Consider the following 18,640-nt stretch of genomic DNA (forward strand, 5'->3'; position numbering starts at 1 on the left):
CTCCTATGACCAAAGCAACGATACTTTCCGTCACCAATCCAACTGAGCGTGGCGACAAAAAACAACTTGGCAACTTACCCGGTGCAGCGCTGCCACTCGCCATTGCCGAACTGGCCAAGCAGCATTCAAGTCACTCACTACTGGTTGTGCCAGATCCGCAGATCGCGTTGAAACTGCAAGCAGAAATCGAACAGTTTACCGACCAACCGGTGAGCCTTTTCCCTGACTGGGAAACATTGCCATACGACAATTTTTCTCCGCACCAAGAGATCATCTCAGACCGCATTGCACGCCTGTACCAGTTACCGAATCAGCGTGGCGGCATCACTATCGTGCCAGTCAGCACCGTTCTTCAGCGCCAATCTCCGCGAGAATTTTTGTTACAGCACACACTAATGGTCAAAACAGGCGATAATTTCTCGCTAGAAAACCTGAGAGTGCAACTAGAGAACTCGGGTTACCGTCACGTAGACCAAGTATTTGGGCCGGGTGAATACGCGAGCCGAGGTTCGATTCTCGACTTATTCCCGATGGGCAGTGCTGATCCTTACCGTATTGACTTTTTCGATGATGAGATCGACACCATTCGCACTTTCGATCCGGAAAACCAGCGTTCTATTGAAGACATTCAGCAAATCCAATTGCTGCCTGCGCATGAATTCCCAACGACGAAAGAAGCGATTGAAGATTTCCGTACTCGTTGGCGCACCCAGTTTGAGGCGAGACGCGAGCCAGAATCCATCTACATGCAAGTCACCAAAGGAACGTGGCCGGCAGGCATTGAATACTGGCAACCACTGTTCTTCGACCATACCGAAACCCTGTTCGACTACTTACCTGAAGATTCGCAGCTGATCACATACGGCGACATTGAAGCAGCTGTCGACACATTCTTAAATGACGTCGAGTATCGCTACGATCAAAAGAAAATTGATCCTCTGCGTCCACTTCTTGCCCCACATGATTTGTGGCTCAAGAAAGACGAATTGTTTGCACACTTCAAACAACTTCCTCAGGCACAGCTCAGCCTAGAGAAAGTAGTGAAACGTGCTGGCCGCCAAAACTTAGCGGTACAAACACTGGCTGAACTTGGCGTTCAACAGCAAAACAAAGAGCCATTATCTCGTTTGCGCCAATTCAGCGAACAATTTACGGGCAAAATCATCTTTTCGGTGGAATCGGAAGGTCGACGCGAAGCCCTGACTGAGCTTCTGCAAGGCATCAAAGTTCGCCCAGTGGTGCAAGAATCGCTGTATCACGCTTTGGAGTCAGACCACCGTTTCACGTTGATTCTTGGTTCAGCAGAACACGGCTTTATTCATGACGAGCTGAATTTCGCGCTGATATGCGAAAGTGACTTGCTTGGCGATCGCGTAATTCAACGCCGTCGCAAAGACAAAAAAGCCGTCAACAGTGACACTGTTATTCGCCACCTTGCCGAGCTGAAACCAGGCCAACCTGTTGTTCATATTGACCACGGCATCGGCCGCTACATCGGTCTGCAAACCCTTGAAGCGGGGGGAATGAAAACCGAGTATGTGACGCTTGAATATCAAAACGACGCCAAACTTTATGTTCCCGTTTCCTCGCTAAACTTGATCAGCCGTTACTCTGGTGGAGCTGAAGAAACGGCTCCTCTGCACAAACTTGGCGGTGAAGCGTGGTCGAAAGCACGTCGAAAAGCAGCTGAGAAAGTACGCGATGTTGCAGCAGAGCTACTTGATGTATACGCGAAGCGTGAGCTAAAACCGGGCTTTAAATTTGCCTTGGATCGTGGCCAATACGCGACCTTCAAGGCAACATTCCCGTTTGAAGAAACCGATGATCAAGCCATGGCAATCAACGCGGTACTTTCCGATATGTGCCAAGCAAAAGCCATGGATCGCTTGGTGTGTGGTGACGTTGGTTTTGGTAAAACAGAAGTTGCCATGCGTGCGGCCTTTGTTGCTACGGACAACAGCAAGCAAGTTGCCGTACTCGTGCCAACAACCCTGCTTGCTCAGCAGCATTTTGAAAACTTCCGTGACCGCTTCGCGAACTTGCCAATCCGAGTCGAGGTGCTTTCTCGCTTCAAATCAGCCAAAGAGCAAAAAGTGATTTTGCAAGATGTTGCCGATGGCAAAGTTGATATCGTCGTCGGTACGCACAAATTACTCTCCAGCGACATCAAATTCAAAGATTTGGGTTTGTTGATCGTCGACGAAGAGCATCGCTTCGGTGTTCGTCAAAAAGAGAAAGTCAAAGCGATGCGCGCCGATGTGGACATTCTTACCCTAACGGCAACGCCGATTCCTCGTACGCTGAACATGGCAATGAGTGGTATGCGTGATTTGTCGATCATCGCCACACCACCAGCACGCCGTTTAGCTATCAAGACATTTGTTCGTGAACGTGAAGAGTCCGTGGTGCGAGAAGCCGTACTGCGTGAAATTATGCGTGGTGGTCAGGTTTACTTCCTACACAATCAGGTAGAAACCATTGAAAAAACGGCAGAAGACTTACAAAAACTCATTCCAGAAGCCCGTATTACCGTGGCACATGGCCAAATGCGTGAACGCGAACTAGAACGCATCATGAATGATTTCTACCACCAGCGCTTTAACGTGTTGGTGTGTACCACCATCATTGAAACGGGTATCGACGTTCCGACGGCCAACACAATCATTATGGATCGTGCTGACAACCTTGGCTTGGCGCAACTGCATCAATTGCGTGGCCGTGTTGGTCGCTCTCACCATCAAGCTTACGCTTATTTGTTAACGCCACATCCAAAAGCAATGACCAAAGATGCCATTAAACGTCTCGATGCCATTGCTTCACTGGAAGACTTAGGCGCGGGCTTTACTCTGGCAACGCACGATTTGGAAATTCGTGGCGCTGGTGAACTGCTTGGTGACGAACAAAGTGGTCAAATTCAATCTGTTGGTTTTACACTGTATATGGAAATGCTTGAACAAGCGGTTGAAGCGTTGAAAGAAGGTAAAGAGCCATCATTGGATGATCTGCTTCGTGAACAAACAGAAGTAGAACTGAGAATCCCAGCGCTACTGCCTGATGATTACATTCCAGACGTCAATACGCGTCTGTCGATGTACAAACGAATTGCGAGTGTGAGCGACAGCGATGAGCTATCCGAATTAAAAGTTGAGCTGATCGACCGCTTTGGCTTACTTCCTGATGCCGCGAAGAACTTGCTGGCTGTCTCAGAATTGAAATTTGCCGCAGGTAGTATTAAAGCGAAGAAGATAGAAGCCCATGATAAAGGTGGATTTATCGAGTTTTACCCTGATGCTGACATAAATCCAGCGTATTTAGTTAAACTCCTGCAATCACAGCCGCAAAAATTTGCAATGGAAGGTCCAACTAAGTTCAAGTTTAGCGTACCATTGGCGGACCGACGTAAACGCATTCAGTTTGTACAAGACTTACTGAATGATTTTAAACAGAATTTATTACCAACGAGCTAATAGTCGAATGAGAATATTGATCCCGTTATTGCTTCTATGTGTCTCAATGCCTTCTTGGGCTGCGCGTCAATTTGATATTGAAGTAATTATTTTCAAGCGAGCAGTCGACGCTGAAAGCACTACTGAATCTTGGCCAAACCAACTGCCTAAAATCGACATGGAAAATGTCGGCAGTTTGGACAGCGAAGCCTACCGCCGCTCTAAAGGCGTAACTCTGTTACCTCGCTCTTCTTTCCGCTTAAACGCACAAGAAGCGGCGCTGAACAATCACGCCGGATTTAAAGTGCTAAAACACGTAGCATGGCGTCAAGGTGATCGAGGGAAAGCAAGCGCGCCAATCTTTCGAATTGTAGGTGGTCGTGATTTCTCTGGCTCTTACAATGCAGACGGTAGTCCGATTAATGGCAATAACAGCTACTCTAGCGACGGCTATAACGAAGAAACCATCAACGGCCCACTGTATGAGTTAGATGGCAAATTCCAAATTTACGTGCAGCATTACTTGTTTGCAGAAACCACGCTGGATTTGCGCGAACCAAGCGTTCGTGAAGTTCGCTTTGAGTCTAAATCAACTGACCAGTTGAATGATGAACTCGGTGATGTTGACGGCAACGTTCAAGTAGGTAACCTCGCAGAAATCTCACCAACGGTGACTGAAGAAACCTTCTTAAAGAGCTACCGATTGGATCAAAAACGCCGCATGAAAAGCAGCGAAACGCACTACTTAGACAACCCTCTAATGGGAATGATCATCCAAGTGCGACGAGTTAACTAAACTTCGACAGTTCTACAAAGCGCAGCAATCGCTGCGCTTTGTTTTATCTGCCACTTCATATCACCTAAACTCATTTAATCACAACCATGCCAGTAGTCACTCGGTTTGAAGCCTTAGCCTTTGAGCGAAGTAAACCCAAGCCAACAACTACAATGACCTAAGGAACGAAAGGTCGGTATCTCTAAAATCAGCAATGGAAGTCGTATTTATTCATGAGCCCAGATTTTGAAATCATCACCCCTCGCCTAGCCCTTCGTCTTATCCCAGCAGATGACGCTCACTCGCTACAACGATTGCTCTCCCAATCCCCATCTTTGCATACTTGGCTTGATTGGTGTGACGAAGAAGTCTCGCTAAAAGATGCCCAAGACTTTCTACTAGCAACACGTTTAAATTGGGTCAAAACGGAAGCATTTGGTTTCGGTATTTATGATAGAGATAGCAATACCTTGCTGGGAATGGCAGCCGTGAATGAGCTTTATCATACGTTTAATATGGCGAGTATTGGTTATTGGGTAGCAGACCGTTACCAAAGACAAGGCTACGCTCAAGAGGCGATTAAAGCGTTGGCAGAATTTTGTTTTGCGAAACTGAGCTTAACTCGTATTGAAATCGTTTGTGATCCTGATAACAACGCCAGCCAAGCTTTGATCGAATCCGTTGGAGCAAAAAAAGAAGCCATCGCCAGAAATCGATTTATTTTCCATGGCAAACCAAAAGATGGCGTCGTGTATTCACTTCTGCCAACAGATTTGCTGTAAGACAACGGTAAGCGTTGGAAGGTGTATGCCCTTATTGGGGACGGGACAAAACAGAAATAAAAAACCACCGACTTGCGGTGGCTTTTTCTATTCTATGGTTTCAACACTGAAACTGGCTGAATCGCCGATATTAGTGAAGCTTAAGGTTTGGACGCAATACACGGTTAATGCGGCCAACCAGCATCATCAAGCCTGTTTTGAACACGCCGTGAAGTGCCATCAAGTGCATGCGGTATAGTGAGATATAAACAACACGTGCAATACGGCCTTCAACCATCATCGAACCTTTGGTTAAGTTGCCCATCAAGCTACCTACTGTAGAGAAGCGGCTTAGAGACACTAAAGAACCATGGTCTTTGTACACATAGTTTTTCAACTCACGACCATTTAGCTTCGCCACAATGTTGCTGAACGCTTGGCTAGCCATTTGGTGCGCAGCTTGCGCACGAGGTGGCACAAATGAGCCGTCTGGTTGTGTGCATTGCGCCAAGTCGCCGATAACAAAAATATCGTCATCACGCGTTGTTTGCAGTGTTCCTTTCACAACCAATTGGTTAATACGGTTTGTTTCTAGACCTGCAATGTCTTTGATGAAATCAGGTGCTTTGATACCCGCAGCCCAAACCATGATTTGCGCAGGAATCTTTTCGCCATCTTTGGTGGTTAGGCCGTCTTTCTCCGCCTTAGTCACCATCGTTGCTGTACGAACGTTTACACCCAGCTTAACAAGCTCTTGATGCGCCGCAGACGAAATACGTGGTGGCAATGCAGGAAGAATGCGCTCGCCCGCTTCAATCAGGTTAACATTCAGCTTGCTTGAATCTAGATCACCAAATCCGTAAGTGCGAAGTTCTTTCACGGCATTGTGCAGCTCTGCCGATAGCTCAACGCCCGTTGCGCCAGCACCAACGATCGCGATATCCACTGTACCGTTACCGTTTTTCGCATGCAGCTTTAGGAACTCATTGTTCATTTCTGTACGGAAACGGTGCGCTTGTTCTGGGCTATCTAGGAAAATACAGTTTTCGCGAACGCCTGGAGTGTTGAAATCGTTCGATGTTGAACCAATCGCCATCACTAGAAGATCGTATTCTAGCTCGCGGCTTGGCATAAGAAGTTCACCGTGCTCGTCTTTCAGCTCACTTAAAATGATCACTTTACGTTCACGGTCGATGTCTTGAAGGCTACCCATTTGGAAATCGAAGCTATGGTTTTTCGCATGAGCACGGTAGCTCAAAGCGTCAACACCTTCGTCCAAAGAACCCGTTGCAACTTCATGCAACAGTGGTTTCCACAAGTGGCTCGCTTTACGGTCTACTAGCATAATTTGCGCACGGTTCTTACGACCAAGAGTACGGCCAAGCTTAGTCGCCAACTCAAGACCACCAGCACCGCCGCCTACAACGATAATGCGTGTCACAATGATTTTCCTCTACAAAAATGAATATATGGGGTTCAGCCCGATGTCTCACTCACAGCAAATCTGCAGTAAAACATCCAACCGATGAATTCTTGGTTCTTAGAGGTGTCTCAGCTTGTTTGGATTAAAACGGATGCCTATGTTTTTCGTTGTTATTAATGTTTGTTCGTTGGGCATCATTTACATCGCCTGAAACATACGATTCCAGACAAAAGTGGGCAAGTTTCTCACTCGCTCTCAATTTTTTTTTGATATTTATCAAATTATTTTAGTCTGGTTCATTATATAGAGCCATCCTTTGAAGGCAACCAAAATCCTTACTCTGGATGCGGATTGACTACTTTTCGACTACTCTACAACAAGGTATTCGTGCCACATAGTTCATCAGTAAGAAAACCATAGAAAGAACACAATATTCTTGCCTTTAAACGGTTGAAAATGTGAGCTGTAATAATCCAGCAAAAAGCGATATGGAACAGATAGAAAAACAGCACTGCAAGCAGTGCTGTTTAAATCGTAAACAATGAGTTTTGCATACTAGGTATTTTTGAACTCTTTCATCGCTTGAAGATGCTGAGAGATTTTCTTGAACTTATGTGACTGCGATTCATCCCAGATAATGTCGTAGTGCTTTTCTAACTCAGAAGCCGTTTTTGTATTGTCATGAATTTCATCTTCTTTCGACAAAATCACTAAACAGCGTCCTTGGTTTTTAGCTCTGAACTGATCTACACACTTCGTTGCAATATCTTCGTATTCTTCTGGGCGATCGATGCGACCAGCCATGGTGTTTTCTGGATGTAAGTTCGGATTGAACATCACTTGCTTAATACCACACAAGAAACCAATACGCTCAGACCAATACCCACCAAGGCCAACCCCACAGATAAGTGGATTAGGATCATCAGACTGATCGATGACCTTTGACACTTCTTTTAACAGGTGCTGCATGTCATGTTTAGGATGAAGCGTGCTGTAATTAATGAAACGAACATCGTCATCGATGAACTGTAGTTGAAGAACTTTTTCGTGGTTACCTGGGCTTGTACTATCAAAGCCGTGCAAGTAAATAATCATGTGTACCTCTCCCTGTAAAATCTGGTACTTTTTTTAAAACTACCACTATTTCCTTACTGATAAAGGGGAAAACGTCACGAGTTCTCAAAACAGTGATCTTCTAAACACAATAAGTCTTTAAACTCTTGCGCACTGTTTAAGTATTGTTCATCTCCCCACAATTTATAAGCAAGCAAGTACCAAAGCATTGCCATCACTAAAGTGCGGGGGTGCCACGCTTTTACTCCTTCAAGCCAAACTGAGGTATTTTCAATATTTCGAATCTGGCAATAGCGTTCAACCGACTCTTCTATTGGCGAATCGGTAATTTGCAAAATGAGCGTTAAATCCAATCTTGGGTCTGCAAGGCTTGCGTACTCCCAATCAATGACTTTCACGCCCTGCTCTCCCCGAACTAGGTTGTAACACCCCAAATCAAAGTGACACAGCGCTAACGGAATTTGCTCAACACTAGGTTCAGAACGCCACTGTTTGTATAGGGTTTCAAATTCTGAACCGACGTACTTTCCTTCTAACTCCAACCAATAATGATCAATTCGCGAGATGTAAGAAAATGGCACAACAGGTATGGAGCTCGAATGGTATTGATGAATGGTCGCCGCGATGGGTAAGAGCTCTTCCAACTCGATGCCATCTTTTGTCAGCGTGATCCCATCGATCCACTCCACTAATAACCCTTGCTCATGAACGAAGATCGGCTTTGGCCCGAGATTTAGCGGCTCAATGGCATGAAGAACTTGATACTCGTTATGACGAGAGATAGAAAAAGCCTTGCATACGTTGCTGGTCGGTCGCCAGACATAAGCAAGGCCTTGAGAAGATTCCAACCGCCAACAGCGGTTTGTGAGCCCGCCGGTGACGGTTTGCACCTTCACCGGTGGTTCTGAAAAGAAGCCATCTAACGCATTTAAGCTCGGATCTAACTGTTTTGCTTGTTGCCAAGAAAACCACGCCATTGATGACTTCTCCATTATGATCAATTAAAGGCCAAATAGGCTCTTAGATTGCTCTTTGCGGATTTCTGTTTCATCAGCCCATTCGATTAGGCCTGTTTCCAAATCCATCAAACGCATTGTCATTTTGTAGTATACATCTTTATCGCTACCTGCATTTTTCACGATGCTAGAAAGGTTACCGTAAAGCATGTATTGCGCACCGACCATTTTACCAAACTGAATTGCTGTACTTTGGTTAACAAGCTCGTCCGTATTTTGGAAGTTAAGTTGTTCACGAACCGATTCTACGCGGTCCATATCAACAAAGCGGAATTTGCCTGAGTTCAGCATTTTAGTTGAGATGGTATCAGTGATCGATTCAGTGTCGATGTGCTCACTGGTTTTGTTCTTGATTCGCTCAACAAACACGATTGGACGTTGGTCACGAGTAATTGCTGCTACTGAACCTGACATCATCATGCTGTCTACCATCTCGCCAGCAATTTTTTGTAGGTCCGTCGAACCGAAATCGATGGTTGTCGTTTCAGTCGCTTGTGAATCACCGTAAGAGACTTTGTTAGAACAACCACCCAAAATAACGGCTAGACCTAAAAGAGCAATAATACTTTTTTTCATGAGAGTTCCTTAGTTATATCAATACCAGCGCATGTTGGCGCGGCAGCTACGGCAAAGCCGTTAAGATTAATCGTCTTGTGCTTCTCTAATTTGAACACGGAAATGTGTGCCATTTGGATTGACCGTGACTTCCGAAAGCGTCACAGATTCAAATCCACGCACGATCATTTTGCGCCAAGGCCCCGGTTTGGTGTTCACTTCCAAACCATTGTTGTCGTACCAGTAGAAGCGATAAAGAATATGCTGGTCACCTTTGTAGTTACTGCTTAACTGCACCACACCACGTGGTCGATCATCGACGTAAGTCGTGGTGATGTTGTCAACCAACAGTCGGCTGCCCAATACGTTATCGTTAAAAAATACGTTTTGTGTTTGGCCATCAACTCGGATCCCAGCAGTGTTGTCCGCACAACCTGCCAAACCGATAATGACTGCTAAGCCAATAAGCCATGCTCTCATTACAATCTCCCTAATTGTTTATGCCATACCGTCGAATGCGCTCCCTGACGAGAAACCCACACCAGTGTGGTTTGCTGCGCTGGTACGTCAAATTGATAGACTTGATCGCCTAAATTTAGCTGCTGTGTACCCGGCTTCACAATTTGTGAGGCTGTCTTCACTTGCGCTGGCAGCGTTTGCCAGCTTCGAGTATCTGGTTGTTCTGTTAACGTATTCCAAACGTTGAAAAGAATATTGCCGACGTCATCGCCTTTTTTCGCTGCTTCTTTTCTGATTCGGTCTTTCGCCCAAACGCGAATGGCTTGGCGAATCACTATTGTCGTTAAGCGTTCATTCAAATCATTCTGAGCCATGGCATTAACGTCAGCCAATGTACTAGAAGGCAGCGTTTTTCCATTCAAAGCCACATCACTAAAGCGTGGTGCCCCACGTTTCGGATAATAAGGTAGTGCCAATGAGTAGATTGCGCCATTGCCGCGACTGTCAAAAATAGGTAAATCAATACGCCAACCTTGCAATGCCTCAACCACACCTTGCTCGTCAATCACAATGACGCGTCCTTGTGACTTATTTAACCCTGTCGGTGCCTTGCCATAGCGTTTTTCAAGCAGACGTAAGTCTTCACGCATACCGAGTTTTTTCGCGGCGTACATCGTGCTTTCAATAACCTGTTTGTTATCTGGCATCACAGCCAAAGCGCGACGGTAATCCACATAAGCGCTGTTAAGATCACGTGACGCTTCGTACAACAAACCAGAAAGATAGAAGAGATAGCCGTTTTGCACCGCGCTGAGTTTTTTCCCTGCATCTGGATAACTCGCGAGCACGCTGCCTAAGTTGGCTGACATACCTTGGTTTTTTAGATCTTTTTCTGCCGACTTCAGCTCTTTTTCACGCGCTTTTCTCGCCGCTTCCTGAACTTGGTTGGCACGACGAACTTCGACGAGTGCGCCTTCTAAATCATTTTTTTGTAGATAGTTCAGACCAAGGTATAAATGCAAAAAGCCGAGTTCGTAGTCTGCAGGTTGGTATTCGTTAAGATTGTCGTTTACAGCGAGTGAACCTACGCTCGTCGCTGTTTCAGAAACAGAAATGGTTGCTCGGTCTTGTTGAACACGTACCGCGCGGTCGCTCTCTTCGAGAGCTTTGAGGCTGGTTGGGTAATCTTTCGCAAGGAATGAAATACGACCCTTTTCGAAATTGCCAAGGATCTCGCCACCGACGTCGCTCGATTGTAGTTGCTCAGCGTTGGCATAATTGCCAGCAACAACTGCCTGATAAACTTCTTGATTCTGGTCGCTGTAGTGGCTAAACAAATTGCCCGCAGACAAATTAGCGCAGCCAGACGCCATCAAGACCCAGCTAATCAGTCCAAACAGCTTCACACCTAATTTCACATTTATCTCCGCAAATGTGTGCTCAGAAAAGAATATAAATAGGGTGGCATAGACACCACCCTTTTCAAATTAGCTTAGCTCAATACCATTGGACCTAAAGGACGACCGCCTAGTAGGTGCATGTGGATATGGTAAACCTCTTGGCCACCGTGAGGGTTGCAATTAAGGATCAAACGGTAACCGTCTTCAGCAATACCTTCTTCTTTCGCAAGCTTCTTCGCCACAGTGAATAGGCGTCCCATCATTGCTTCGTCTTCTGCTTCCACATCGTTCGTTGTCGGAATCAACTTGTTCGGGATGATAAGAATGTGGCTTGGCGCGCGAGGGTTAATATCGCGAAACGCGGTCACTAAATCATCTTGGTAAAGAATGTCTGCTGGGATTTCCTTACGAATAATTTTACTAAAGATAGTTTCTTCCGCCATGGGGACTCCATTTTATAAAGGTGTGTAACCCATTTAGTATGCTCCAACCCAAAGCTGAGCTCAATAAAAAACAGTGTTCACTTAACATTATCAATCTAATGCTAATAAACGAAGCTTTTTTTGTCGTATGCGTCATAAAACGTGCGTCACGAACTCAATACAATCCAATGAATTTTGTTACTTTTTTAAGACAATTCTTATTTATGTTGTCTATTTTTGGGAGAGGAAGCTCACTTATGCGAGGTTCAGTTATTAAAAGGATGTATGCGGGCTTTGCGCTGATCATCATCCTGTTTGCTGTCACAATTGCCATTATGATGGGGGGAATGCACGATATTCACGGGAAATTTGAAACCGTCTCTAAATCATCGTTGCCCCTTGTATCGTTATCTAACCAAACCAGTGTGGAACTGCTTTCTGCCGACAAGTCTTTTAAAGATTTTCTGACCACTGAGAATAAACAGCGCATGGAAGAAATGCGTCAGGAGTTTGCGAGATCTCAACAACGTTTTGAATCCACTTTGGCGCAGCTCGAATCAGCAAGCCAGATCTACCCTTCTCTTGCCGAACCTTTTTCTCAACTGAAGACACTAGAGCAAAGCTACTTTACCGAAGCGCTCGAAGCAATGGACAACTATGAAGCAATGTTTTCAGCACAAGAAGAAGTGCAGAAGTCATCGCGCCGCTTTCAAAAACTCAACACTGAACTTTCTGTTGGCCTGAAAGAATACGTTGCAGACCAATCGAGTATTTCAGTGAAAGTTATGGCGAAAAGCTACTTCATCAAACTCAAAGATGCCGAAGTGATCACCTCTGATGCGCTGGCTAGCTCCAATCCTGAGTTTGTTACGCAAGCGGTAACGAAAAACCGTAAAGCAGTAACGCACTTGAACTACGCATTCCGTGGGTTGGTCACTCAGCTTCCTGAGTTAGAAAAAGCTTTTGGCGAATCCGTAGAACAATTTACCCGTGACGTAGGTATGCGTGGCGGTGTGCTAGACCAACACAACAACTACCTCAACGCTCGAGCAGCTCTGTACGACAACATTGCGAACTTAGCTAACAAAGTCGATTCTACGATGGCTATCCTTGAGCAGTTCACAACGACAGCAACAGACAAACTAAACGAATCTCTTGATGATGCCGGTGACATTTACTCTGCTGGCGTGACGAAAGCGATTGTGATTGGTGTAGTTGTGGTTTTGTTTGCGGCAGCTATCGGCTATCACATCGCGCAAAGTGTGCGTGAGCCATTAACACGTATTCTCAACGCGCTAGAGAGCCTGACTAAAGGCGATATGACGCAACGTATTGATATTCGCTTTAACAACGAGTTCAGCCGCGTTAGTGGTCATATCAACACGTTAGCGGACAGCTTGCACGACATTCTAGTGAAGCTAAATGAAGCATCAGAAAACTTAGCCTCAACCGCGACAACCAACGAACGAACGTCTTCTCAAGCGCAATCTAAGCTGAATGCACAACGTGAGCAGACCGCCAACGTGGCAACGGCTATGACCGAGATGTCTCACTCGGTTCAAGAAGTAGCGCAAAGCGCTCAAGGCTCTTTGGAAATGGTTCAACGTGTTGAGTCTGCATCCGAAGAAGGCCGAAATGTCATGAGTAGCAACATTTCGACCATCAATCAGCTAGAAACGCGCCTTCACGAGTCCGTGTCTGCCGTTTCTGAACTGCAAAAGATGAGTGGTCAAATTGGCTCAATTTTGGATGTCATCCGCAACATTGCTGAGCAAACCAACTTGTTGGCTCTCAATGCCGCGATTGAAGCAGCACGTGCAGGTGAGCAAGGACGCGGATTTGCCGTGGTAGCCGATGAGGTACGTGTGCTGGCATCGAAAACCACACAATCCACCACAGAAATCGAATCGATGATCAGCAATCTGCAATCGAGCTCTCAGTCAGCCAACCAAGTGATTCAAAGCTGCATGAGTGATATGGAAATGTCGGTTGAGCAAGCCTCGAAAGCGAACAGTTCAATGGAAGAGATCCAAGCACTCATTATCGAAATCAGCCAAATGAGTACGCACATTTCTCAAGCGGCAGCAGAGCAAAGCGAAACCTCAGCAGATATAGCGCGCAACATTGAAGACATCAACAATATTGCGGATGAAAGTTACCACGCTATGTCGAGCATCACTCATACGAGTGAATCTCTCACTCAGCTTGCTCATCAGCAAAATGAATTAGTCCATCGCTTTAAATTGTAAATTTTTATGCAATAGTTGATGCAACCAGCTGTATAAGGGCGACTTTTTATGAAGTCGCCCTTGTTTTTTCTCGGCCTTGTCTACATATGGGTAATATGGCCTGCTCATCCCTTGCACTTCTCTTTTCGAGCGGCCACACAAAAAGGAAAATCTATGGCTGTTCATGTTGGTATTATCGACCAAGACCCAGTGAGATTGGTCACTCCTCTATTGGATAATCGCACTTTAAGCACACATATCGTATTCATTGGTGACAAAACACAGGTAGATATGTTTGACCGACTGAGTAGCGTGTTAGAGCAGCGAGAGATTACTTCTGAGTTTTTTGAAATTCCGTCTGCTGTCAATACAACCCTGATTAAACAATCGATTCAAAAGCTCGCGAAAGATCTTCACGACCGTGGAGAAGACGTCAAACTGAACGCAAGCTGTGGCCTTCGTCATCGATTGTTGTCGGTTTACGAGGTTTTCCGTACTTATCGCTGGCCTATCTTCGTAGTTGAACCAAACAGTGACAAACTTTGCTGGCTTTACCCAGATGGCAAAGAAGATACGCAAGTTGAAGACCACATTACTATCTCCGACTACCTAACCATTTTCGGTGCGCGCGGCGAGTTCCACCACGTAGACCTTCCTCCTCTTCTTGATCAAAAACTGTATGAGCTTGGCGAACGCTGGGCGTCAAATGCGCTTGAATTGGGCCCAGGCTTGGCGACACTCAACTACCTTGCGACAACCTGCCGTAAGGAGCAGAAGCTGGATGTGGAGCTGTCTGAGAAGCAACAAGGCTACCGTGAACTCAACATGCTGCTGTCGGATCTTGTCGAAGCACAGATCGCGACTTACGAAAATGGCATTTTGACCTTCGCGAACGAAGACGCACGTCGATTCTCTAACGGCGAATGGTTGGAGACTCTGGTTCACAGCACTGTCAAACAAATCCAAGACACCATGCCAACGATTCAAGATCGCTCTTTGAATGTTCAGGTTTATCGTAAGCTGGGTGAAAGTGAAGTACGTAACGAGCTAGACGTAGCAACGGTTGTAAATAACAAGCTGCACATCATTGAGTGTAAAACGAAAGGCATGCGCGATGATGGTGACGATACGCTGTACAAACTGGAATCTTTGCGTGACCTGCTAGGCGGTCTACAAGCACGCGCTATGCTGGTGAGCTTCCGCCCTCTTCGTCACAATGACATTACTCGTGCAGAGGATCTTGGCCTTGCGCTTATCGGCCCTGAAGAGCTGAAAGATCTCAAAACGCATCTTGCGAAATGGTTTGAAGCCGCTGGCGGTTCTGACGAAATTTAGTCGCCCTCTAAAAACACGAAAGCAGCTCACTGGAGCTGCTTTTTTAATGCCTGTTTTTAGTGCCTATCCTAGCTTCAATCACTTTGCGTTTCAGAATCTAGAAAATCGCACCTTGAACAAGGCGCATAGAAAAACCCAGAGGCAAGCCTCTGGGTTTTTCTGTTTGTTTAAATGCCAACTAAAGTGAGCGCTTAAAGCATTTTACGTGCTGCTTCTACTACAACTTTAATTGAGCGAGCTTCCGTTTCTTTCAGTGTTGAATGATCTGGAATCTCTTTTTGTGTACGGTTGATGATTACACCCGCCACACAACCTGCTTTCAGGCCAGAACTTGCACACATGGTAAGTAGCGTTGCTGATTCCATTTCGAAGTTCAGCACGCCCATGTCTTGCCACTCTTTCATAGAGCCTTGGAAACGCTTCACAACACGACCAGTGAATGTGTCGTAACGCTCTTGACCTGGGTAGAAAGTGTCACTTGAAGCAGTCACACCCATATGAACTGTTGCACCAGATTCTTCAACTGCTGCTTTCATCGCTGTCGCAACATCAAAGTCTGCAACTGCTGGGAATTCCATTGGAGCGAAGTGTAGGCTTGCACCATCTAGACGAACAGAGCCCGTTGTCACGATCATATCGCCTACGTTTACGTGTGGTTGAATTGCACCAGTCGTACCTACGCGTAGGAATGTGCGAACACCAAGCTGTGCTAGCTCTTCTACTGCGATAGAGGTAGATGGACCACCGATACCTGTTGAACAAACCACAACTGGCTTACCGTCTAGTTCTGCGCGGTAAAGCGTGTATTCGCGGTGACTTGCTAGGAATACAGGGTTTTCCATTTGTTCTGCGATTTTTTGAACACGCGCTGGATCACCTGGAATGATGGCTAGAGTTGCACCATTAAGATCAGCTTCAGTAACACCTAAATGGAATACAGCTTGAGACATATGTCGCTCCTTATTGTGGCTTATTTTGTAAACGATAAGCTCATTAGTAAGTTGTTGGGTACAGGAGCACTGTAGCGAACCTTGCACCAACATAGAGTGATCACAATCACATTGATAAAATGTAATAAATCTACAATTTCAAATTAAAACGGTTTTGATCACATTATTCGGGCAAACTTATCATTTCGTTGCATAACAACAAGTCCGACGGCTCAGATTGCATTCACAAAACTTATAGTGCTCACAGAAACATAAAAACCCGAGACGAGAAACGCCTCGGGTTAAATATAGAGCAACTTTGAGAATAGCGTTATTGCACTTGTTTAGATTCAAACCGCAGAAGTCGTAGCGCATTGAGTGTCACTAACGCAGTCGCCCCACTGTCTGCCAAGACCGCAACCCAAAGCCCAGTGATACCCAATAAACTGGTGACTAAGAACACGCCTTTTAAGCCAAGCGCCAATGCCACGTTTTGACGAATGTTATTGAGCGTCGCACGTGATAATTCAATCATTGCTGGCAATTCAACCAAGCGGTTGTGCGTTAGTGCCGCATCAGCAGTTTCTAATGCGACGTCAGTACCTCCGCCCATCGCGATACCAATGCTAGACGCTTTCATCGCAGGTGCGTCGTTAATACCATCACCAACCATCGCAACCGTGTGCTCAGTAGAAAGTTGTTCCACATAACGCACTTTATCGGCAGGCAACAAGCTCGCTTTGTAATCCAAACCAATTTGATGGGCTATCGCTTCTGCACTGCGTGGGTTGTCCCCCGTCAACATCACAGAACTCACGCCCAACATTTTCAACGTCGCGATTGCCTGTTGAGCATCTTGACGAAGAGTATCTTGCCACGCGATCACGCCAATAACTTCGTAATCGTGACGAACGATCACCACGGTTTTGCCTTGTTCTTCCAGTTCAATAACACGTTGTTCAACTTTTGAAGAAACAGGGAAGTCCGCTTTTGATGGCGCAATAACTTGCACTAATTTACCGTTCACCAAACCTGTTACACCAGAGCCGACTTGAGCAGTTTTATCACTTGCCTCAGGAATCGAAACGCCTTGTTCTTCAGCCCGCTTCACTAATGAAACCGCTAAAGGGTGGCTTGACCCCATCTCGATAGAAGCCGTTAAACTCAGTAGTGTTTCTTCTGTTACATCATAAGTCACCACGTCTGTTACTTGCGGTTTACCTTGTGTCAACGTGCCTGTTTTATCAAACGCGACCGACTCCACTTTGCCAAGCAACTCAAGCGCTGCCCCACCTTTGATCAATGCACCACGGCGTGCCGCAGCAGCCAGACCCGACGTAATCGCAGCAGGCGTTGAAATAACCAAGGCACAAGGACAAGCGATTAAGAGCAATGCTAAACCACGGTACACCCATGTTTCCCAAGGTTGAGCGAACAGTAATGGTGGCGTAACGATAACGGCAAGAGACACCAGCATCATAAGTGGCGTGTACCAGCGACTAAATTTATCGAGGAATCGTTCTAACGGCGCTTTGCGCGATTCAGCTTCTTCAATCAAATGAAGGATGCGGTCAATGGCGTTTTCACCTTGGCGGGAGGTCACTTGCACCTGCACTACTTTATCGACAACCACAGCCCCCGCCATGATTTTCCCGCCTTCTTCATGCTCAACAGGAACTGATTCACCGGTCAATGCACTTTCATCAAAGCTGGCTAACGTCGTCATCAATACACCATCAGCAGGCAAACGACCGCCAGGTGCCACTTCAATGACGTCCCCAGGTTGAAGCTGAGACGCTGGCACTTCTTTGCGTACACCATCAATGATCAGCGTGGTGTTTTCTGGTACCAAATCCATTAAGGCCTGAACGCCACTTCGAGCTCGTGATGATGCGTATGCTTCTAGCTTTTCACCAATAAGGAAGAGCAATAACACCATCGCGGCTTCTGCGGTTTCACCTAAGTACAACGCACCTAATGCAGCAACACTCATCAGTGTTTCAATGGCAAATGGTGTGCCACCACGAGCCAGTTTGACGGCCTTACGGGCAATAGGATACAAACCCAGCAAACAGGTTAAAGTAAAAATCCAGCTACTAAGCTGAGGGTTGATGCTTGCGACTAGGCCCGCAAATGCCATAGCACCTGCGATCGATAAAATCTGTAGATTGTCTTGAACAAAACCGAACCAGCCTTTGTTCTCTTTCTTTTGCTTTGGTTTATCCAGCGCAGAAAGCGGGAAACCAGTTTGGCGCGCTGTTTGTTCGATGATCGAACTTAGAGAATGGTCATCAAAATCGACAACTAACTTTTCTGTAGCAAAAAGGACTTTTGCATTAGTAACGCCTTGCAATGACATGATGGCTTTTTCAAGCTTTTGCGCACAAGACGGGCAATCCATGTCGGACACGAGCCAACATCTACGAGTTGAGGATTCTCGCAGCTCCGCGGGGCCTTCTTCATCGGCGGTGTCCGAACTGCAACTGCCTCCACTACAGCAAGAGCTTTCAACAGTATCAACCCCCGCTTGAGCAATATTTAGCGTCGGTTTAGTTGGCGCGCAGCAAGAGTCATGGGCACTGAGTGGCACCGCAGTTTTGATTTTGCCTGACTGGCAACCTTGATGTTTTGTACACATAGTTTGTTTTCCTTATTGGCTGAGACTGTTCATCTACCACTAAGGATAAACCTTGGAGCTAGCTCCAAGGTCAAGACGAATTTTGTTAAAAGAGAAAAATAACCACTTCGCTCAACCTCAGCCTTTTTCCGAAAAAAGAAAGACGCCGCAGCGCCTTTCGAAGTAGTCATGTCGATGTC

Annotated in this window: 14 protein-coding genes; 5 read left to right on the forward strand and 9 right to left on the reverse strand. The window is 46.1% G+C overall.

Annotation, left to right across the window (positions count from 1 at the left end):
- Positions 1 to 5 precede the first annotated feature (5 nt).
- From mfd to UF05_RS01675, 3 genes are all read left to right on the forward strand, one after another.
- On the forward strand, positions 6 to 3,467 hold the full coding sequence (gene mfd / locus UF05_RS01665; protein ID WP_045546171.1) for a transcription-repair coupling factor: 3,462 nt from the start codon (positions 6 to 8) through the stop codon (positions 3,465 to 3,467).
- A 7-nt stretch (positions 3,468 to 3,474) separates the two neighbouring features.
- Positions 3,475 to 4,242 carry a peptidoglycan binding protein CsiV gene (locus UF05_RS01670; RefSeq protein WP_021449347.1) on the forward strand — a complete coding sequence of 256 codons (768 nt, stop codon included), beginning with the start codon at positions 3,475 to 3,477 and terminating at the stop codon, positions 4,240 to 4,242.
- A gap of 212 nt (positions 4,243 to 4,454) precedes the next feature.
- Positions 4,455 to 5,003 carry a GNAT family N-acetyltransferase gene (locus UF05_RS01675; RefSeq protein WP_045546172.1) on the forward strand — a complete coding sequence of 183 codons (549 nt, stop codon included), beginning with the start codon at positions 4,455 to 4,457 and terminating at the stop codon, positions 5,001 to 5,003.
- A gap of 130 nt (positions 5,004 to 5,133) precedes the next feature.
- On the opposite strand, the gene UF05_RS01680 is transcribed toward UF05_RS01675, so the two are convergent.
- The 7 genes from UF05_RS01680 to hinT all read right to left on the reverse strand — a co-directional run bounded on the left by UF05_RS01680 (position 5,134) and on the right by hinT (position 11,352).
- Positions 5,134 to 6,423, reverse strand: a complete 1,290-nt coding sequence (locus UF05_RS01680; RefSeq protein ID WP_045546173.1) for an NAD(P)/FAD-dependent oxidoreductase — start codon at positions 6,421 to 6,423, stop codon at positions 5,134 to 5,136.
- Positions 6,424 to 6,960: 537 nt separating this feature from the next.
- A complete protein-coding gene (ycfP, locus tag UF05_RS01685) occupies positions 6,961 to 7,500 on the reverse strand; it encodes an alpha/beta hydrolase YcfP (protein WP_005456278.1) in 540 nt (179 codons plus the stop codon).
- 74 nt (positions 7,501 to 7,574) lie between these two features.
- Positions 7,575 to 8,456, reverse strand: a complete 882-nt coding sequence (gene thiK, locus UF05_RS01690; protein WP_020840306.1) for a thiamine kinase — start codon at positions 8,454 to 8,456, stop codon at positions 7,575 to 7,577.
- Between the two features lie 24 nt (positions 8,457 to 8,480).
- On the reverse strand, positions 8,481 to 9,071 hold the full coding sequence (gene lpoB, locus UF05_RS01695) for a penicillin-binding protein activator LpoB (protein ID WP_005456187.1): 591 nt from the start codon (positions 9,069 to 9,071) through the stop codon (positions 8,481 to 8,483).
- Positions 9,072 to 9,137: 66 nt separating this feature from the next.
- On the reverse strand, positions 9,138 to 9,530 hold the full coding sequence (locus UF05_RS01700) for a YcfL family protein (RefSeq protein ID WP_005456243.1): 393 nt from the start codon (positions 9,528 to 9,530) through the stop codon (positions 9,138 to 9,140).
- Positions 9,530 to 10,927, reverse strand: a complete 1,398-nt coding sequence (locus tag UF05_RS01705; protein WP_025509310.1) for a COG3014 family protein — start codon at positions 10,925 to 10,927, stop codon at positions 9,530 to 9,532. Before UF05_RS01705 ends, UF05_RS01700 begins: the two co-directional genes overlap by 1 nt.
- A 74-nt stretch (positions 10,928 to 11,001) precedes the next feature.
- Positions 11,002 to 11,352, reverse strand: a complete 351-nt coding sequence (gene hinT, locus UF05_RS01710; RefSeq protein ID WP_005461572.1) for a purine nucleoside phosphoramidase — start codon at positions 11,350 to 11,352, stop codon at positions 11,002 to 11,004.
- Between the two features lie 236 nt (positions 11,353 to 11,588).
- Here hinT and UF05_RS01715 point away from each other — a divergent pair, with 236 nt between their 5' ends.
- Both UF05_RS01715 and UF05_RS01720 read left to right on the forward strand, forming a co-directional pair.
- Positions 11,589 to 13,580, forward strand: coding sequence for a methyl-accepting chemotaxis protein (locus tag UF05_RS01715; protein ID WP_005481899.1), 1,992 nt, complete (start codon positions 11,589 to 11,591; stop codon positions 13,578 to 13,580).
- A 153-nt stretch (positions 13,581 to 13,733) separates the two neighbouring features.
- Complete coding sequence (locus tag UF05_RS01720) at positions 13,734 to 14,894, forward strand: DUF1887 family protein (RefSeq protein ID WP_005461150.1); 1,161 nt, start codon at positions 13,734 to 13,736, stop codon at positions 14,892 to 14,894.
- Between the two features lie 191 nt (positions 14,895 to 15,085).
- Here UF05_RS01720 and udp read toward each other — a convergent pair whose 3' ends face one another.
- Together udp and UF05_RS01730 are read right to left on the reverse strand one after the other, a co-directional pair.
- Positions 15,086 to 15,844, reverse strand: coding sequence for a uridine phosphorylase (udp, locus tag UF05_RS01725; protein WP_005461152.1), 759 nt, complete (start codon positions 15,842 to 15,844; stop codon positions 15,086 to 15,088).
- 310 nt (positions 15,845 to 16,154) lie between these two features.
- Positions 16,155 to 18,461, reverse strand: coding sequence for a zinc/cadmium/mercury/lead-transporting ATPase (locus UF05_RS01730; RefSeq protein WP_025794718.1), 2,307 nt, complete (start codon positions 18,459 to 18,461; stop codon positions 16,155 to 16,157).
- Positions 18,462 to 18,640 lie beyond the last annotated feature (179 nt).

The organism is Vibrio sp. S457-15, from assembly GCF_000960545.1.
GTDB lineage: Bacteria > Pseudomonadota > Gammaproteobacteria > Enterobacterales > Vibrionaceae > Vibrio > Vibrio parahaemolyticus.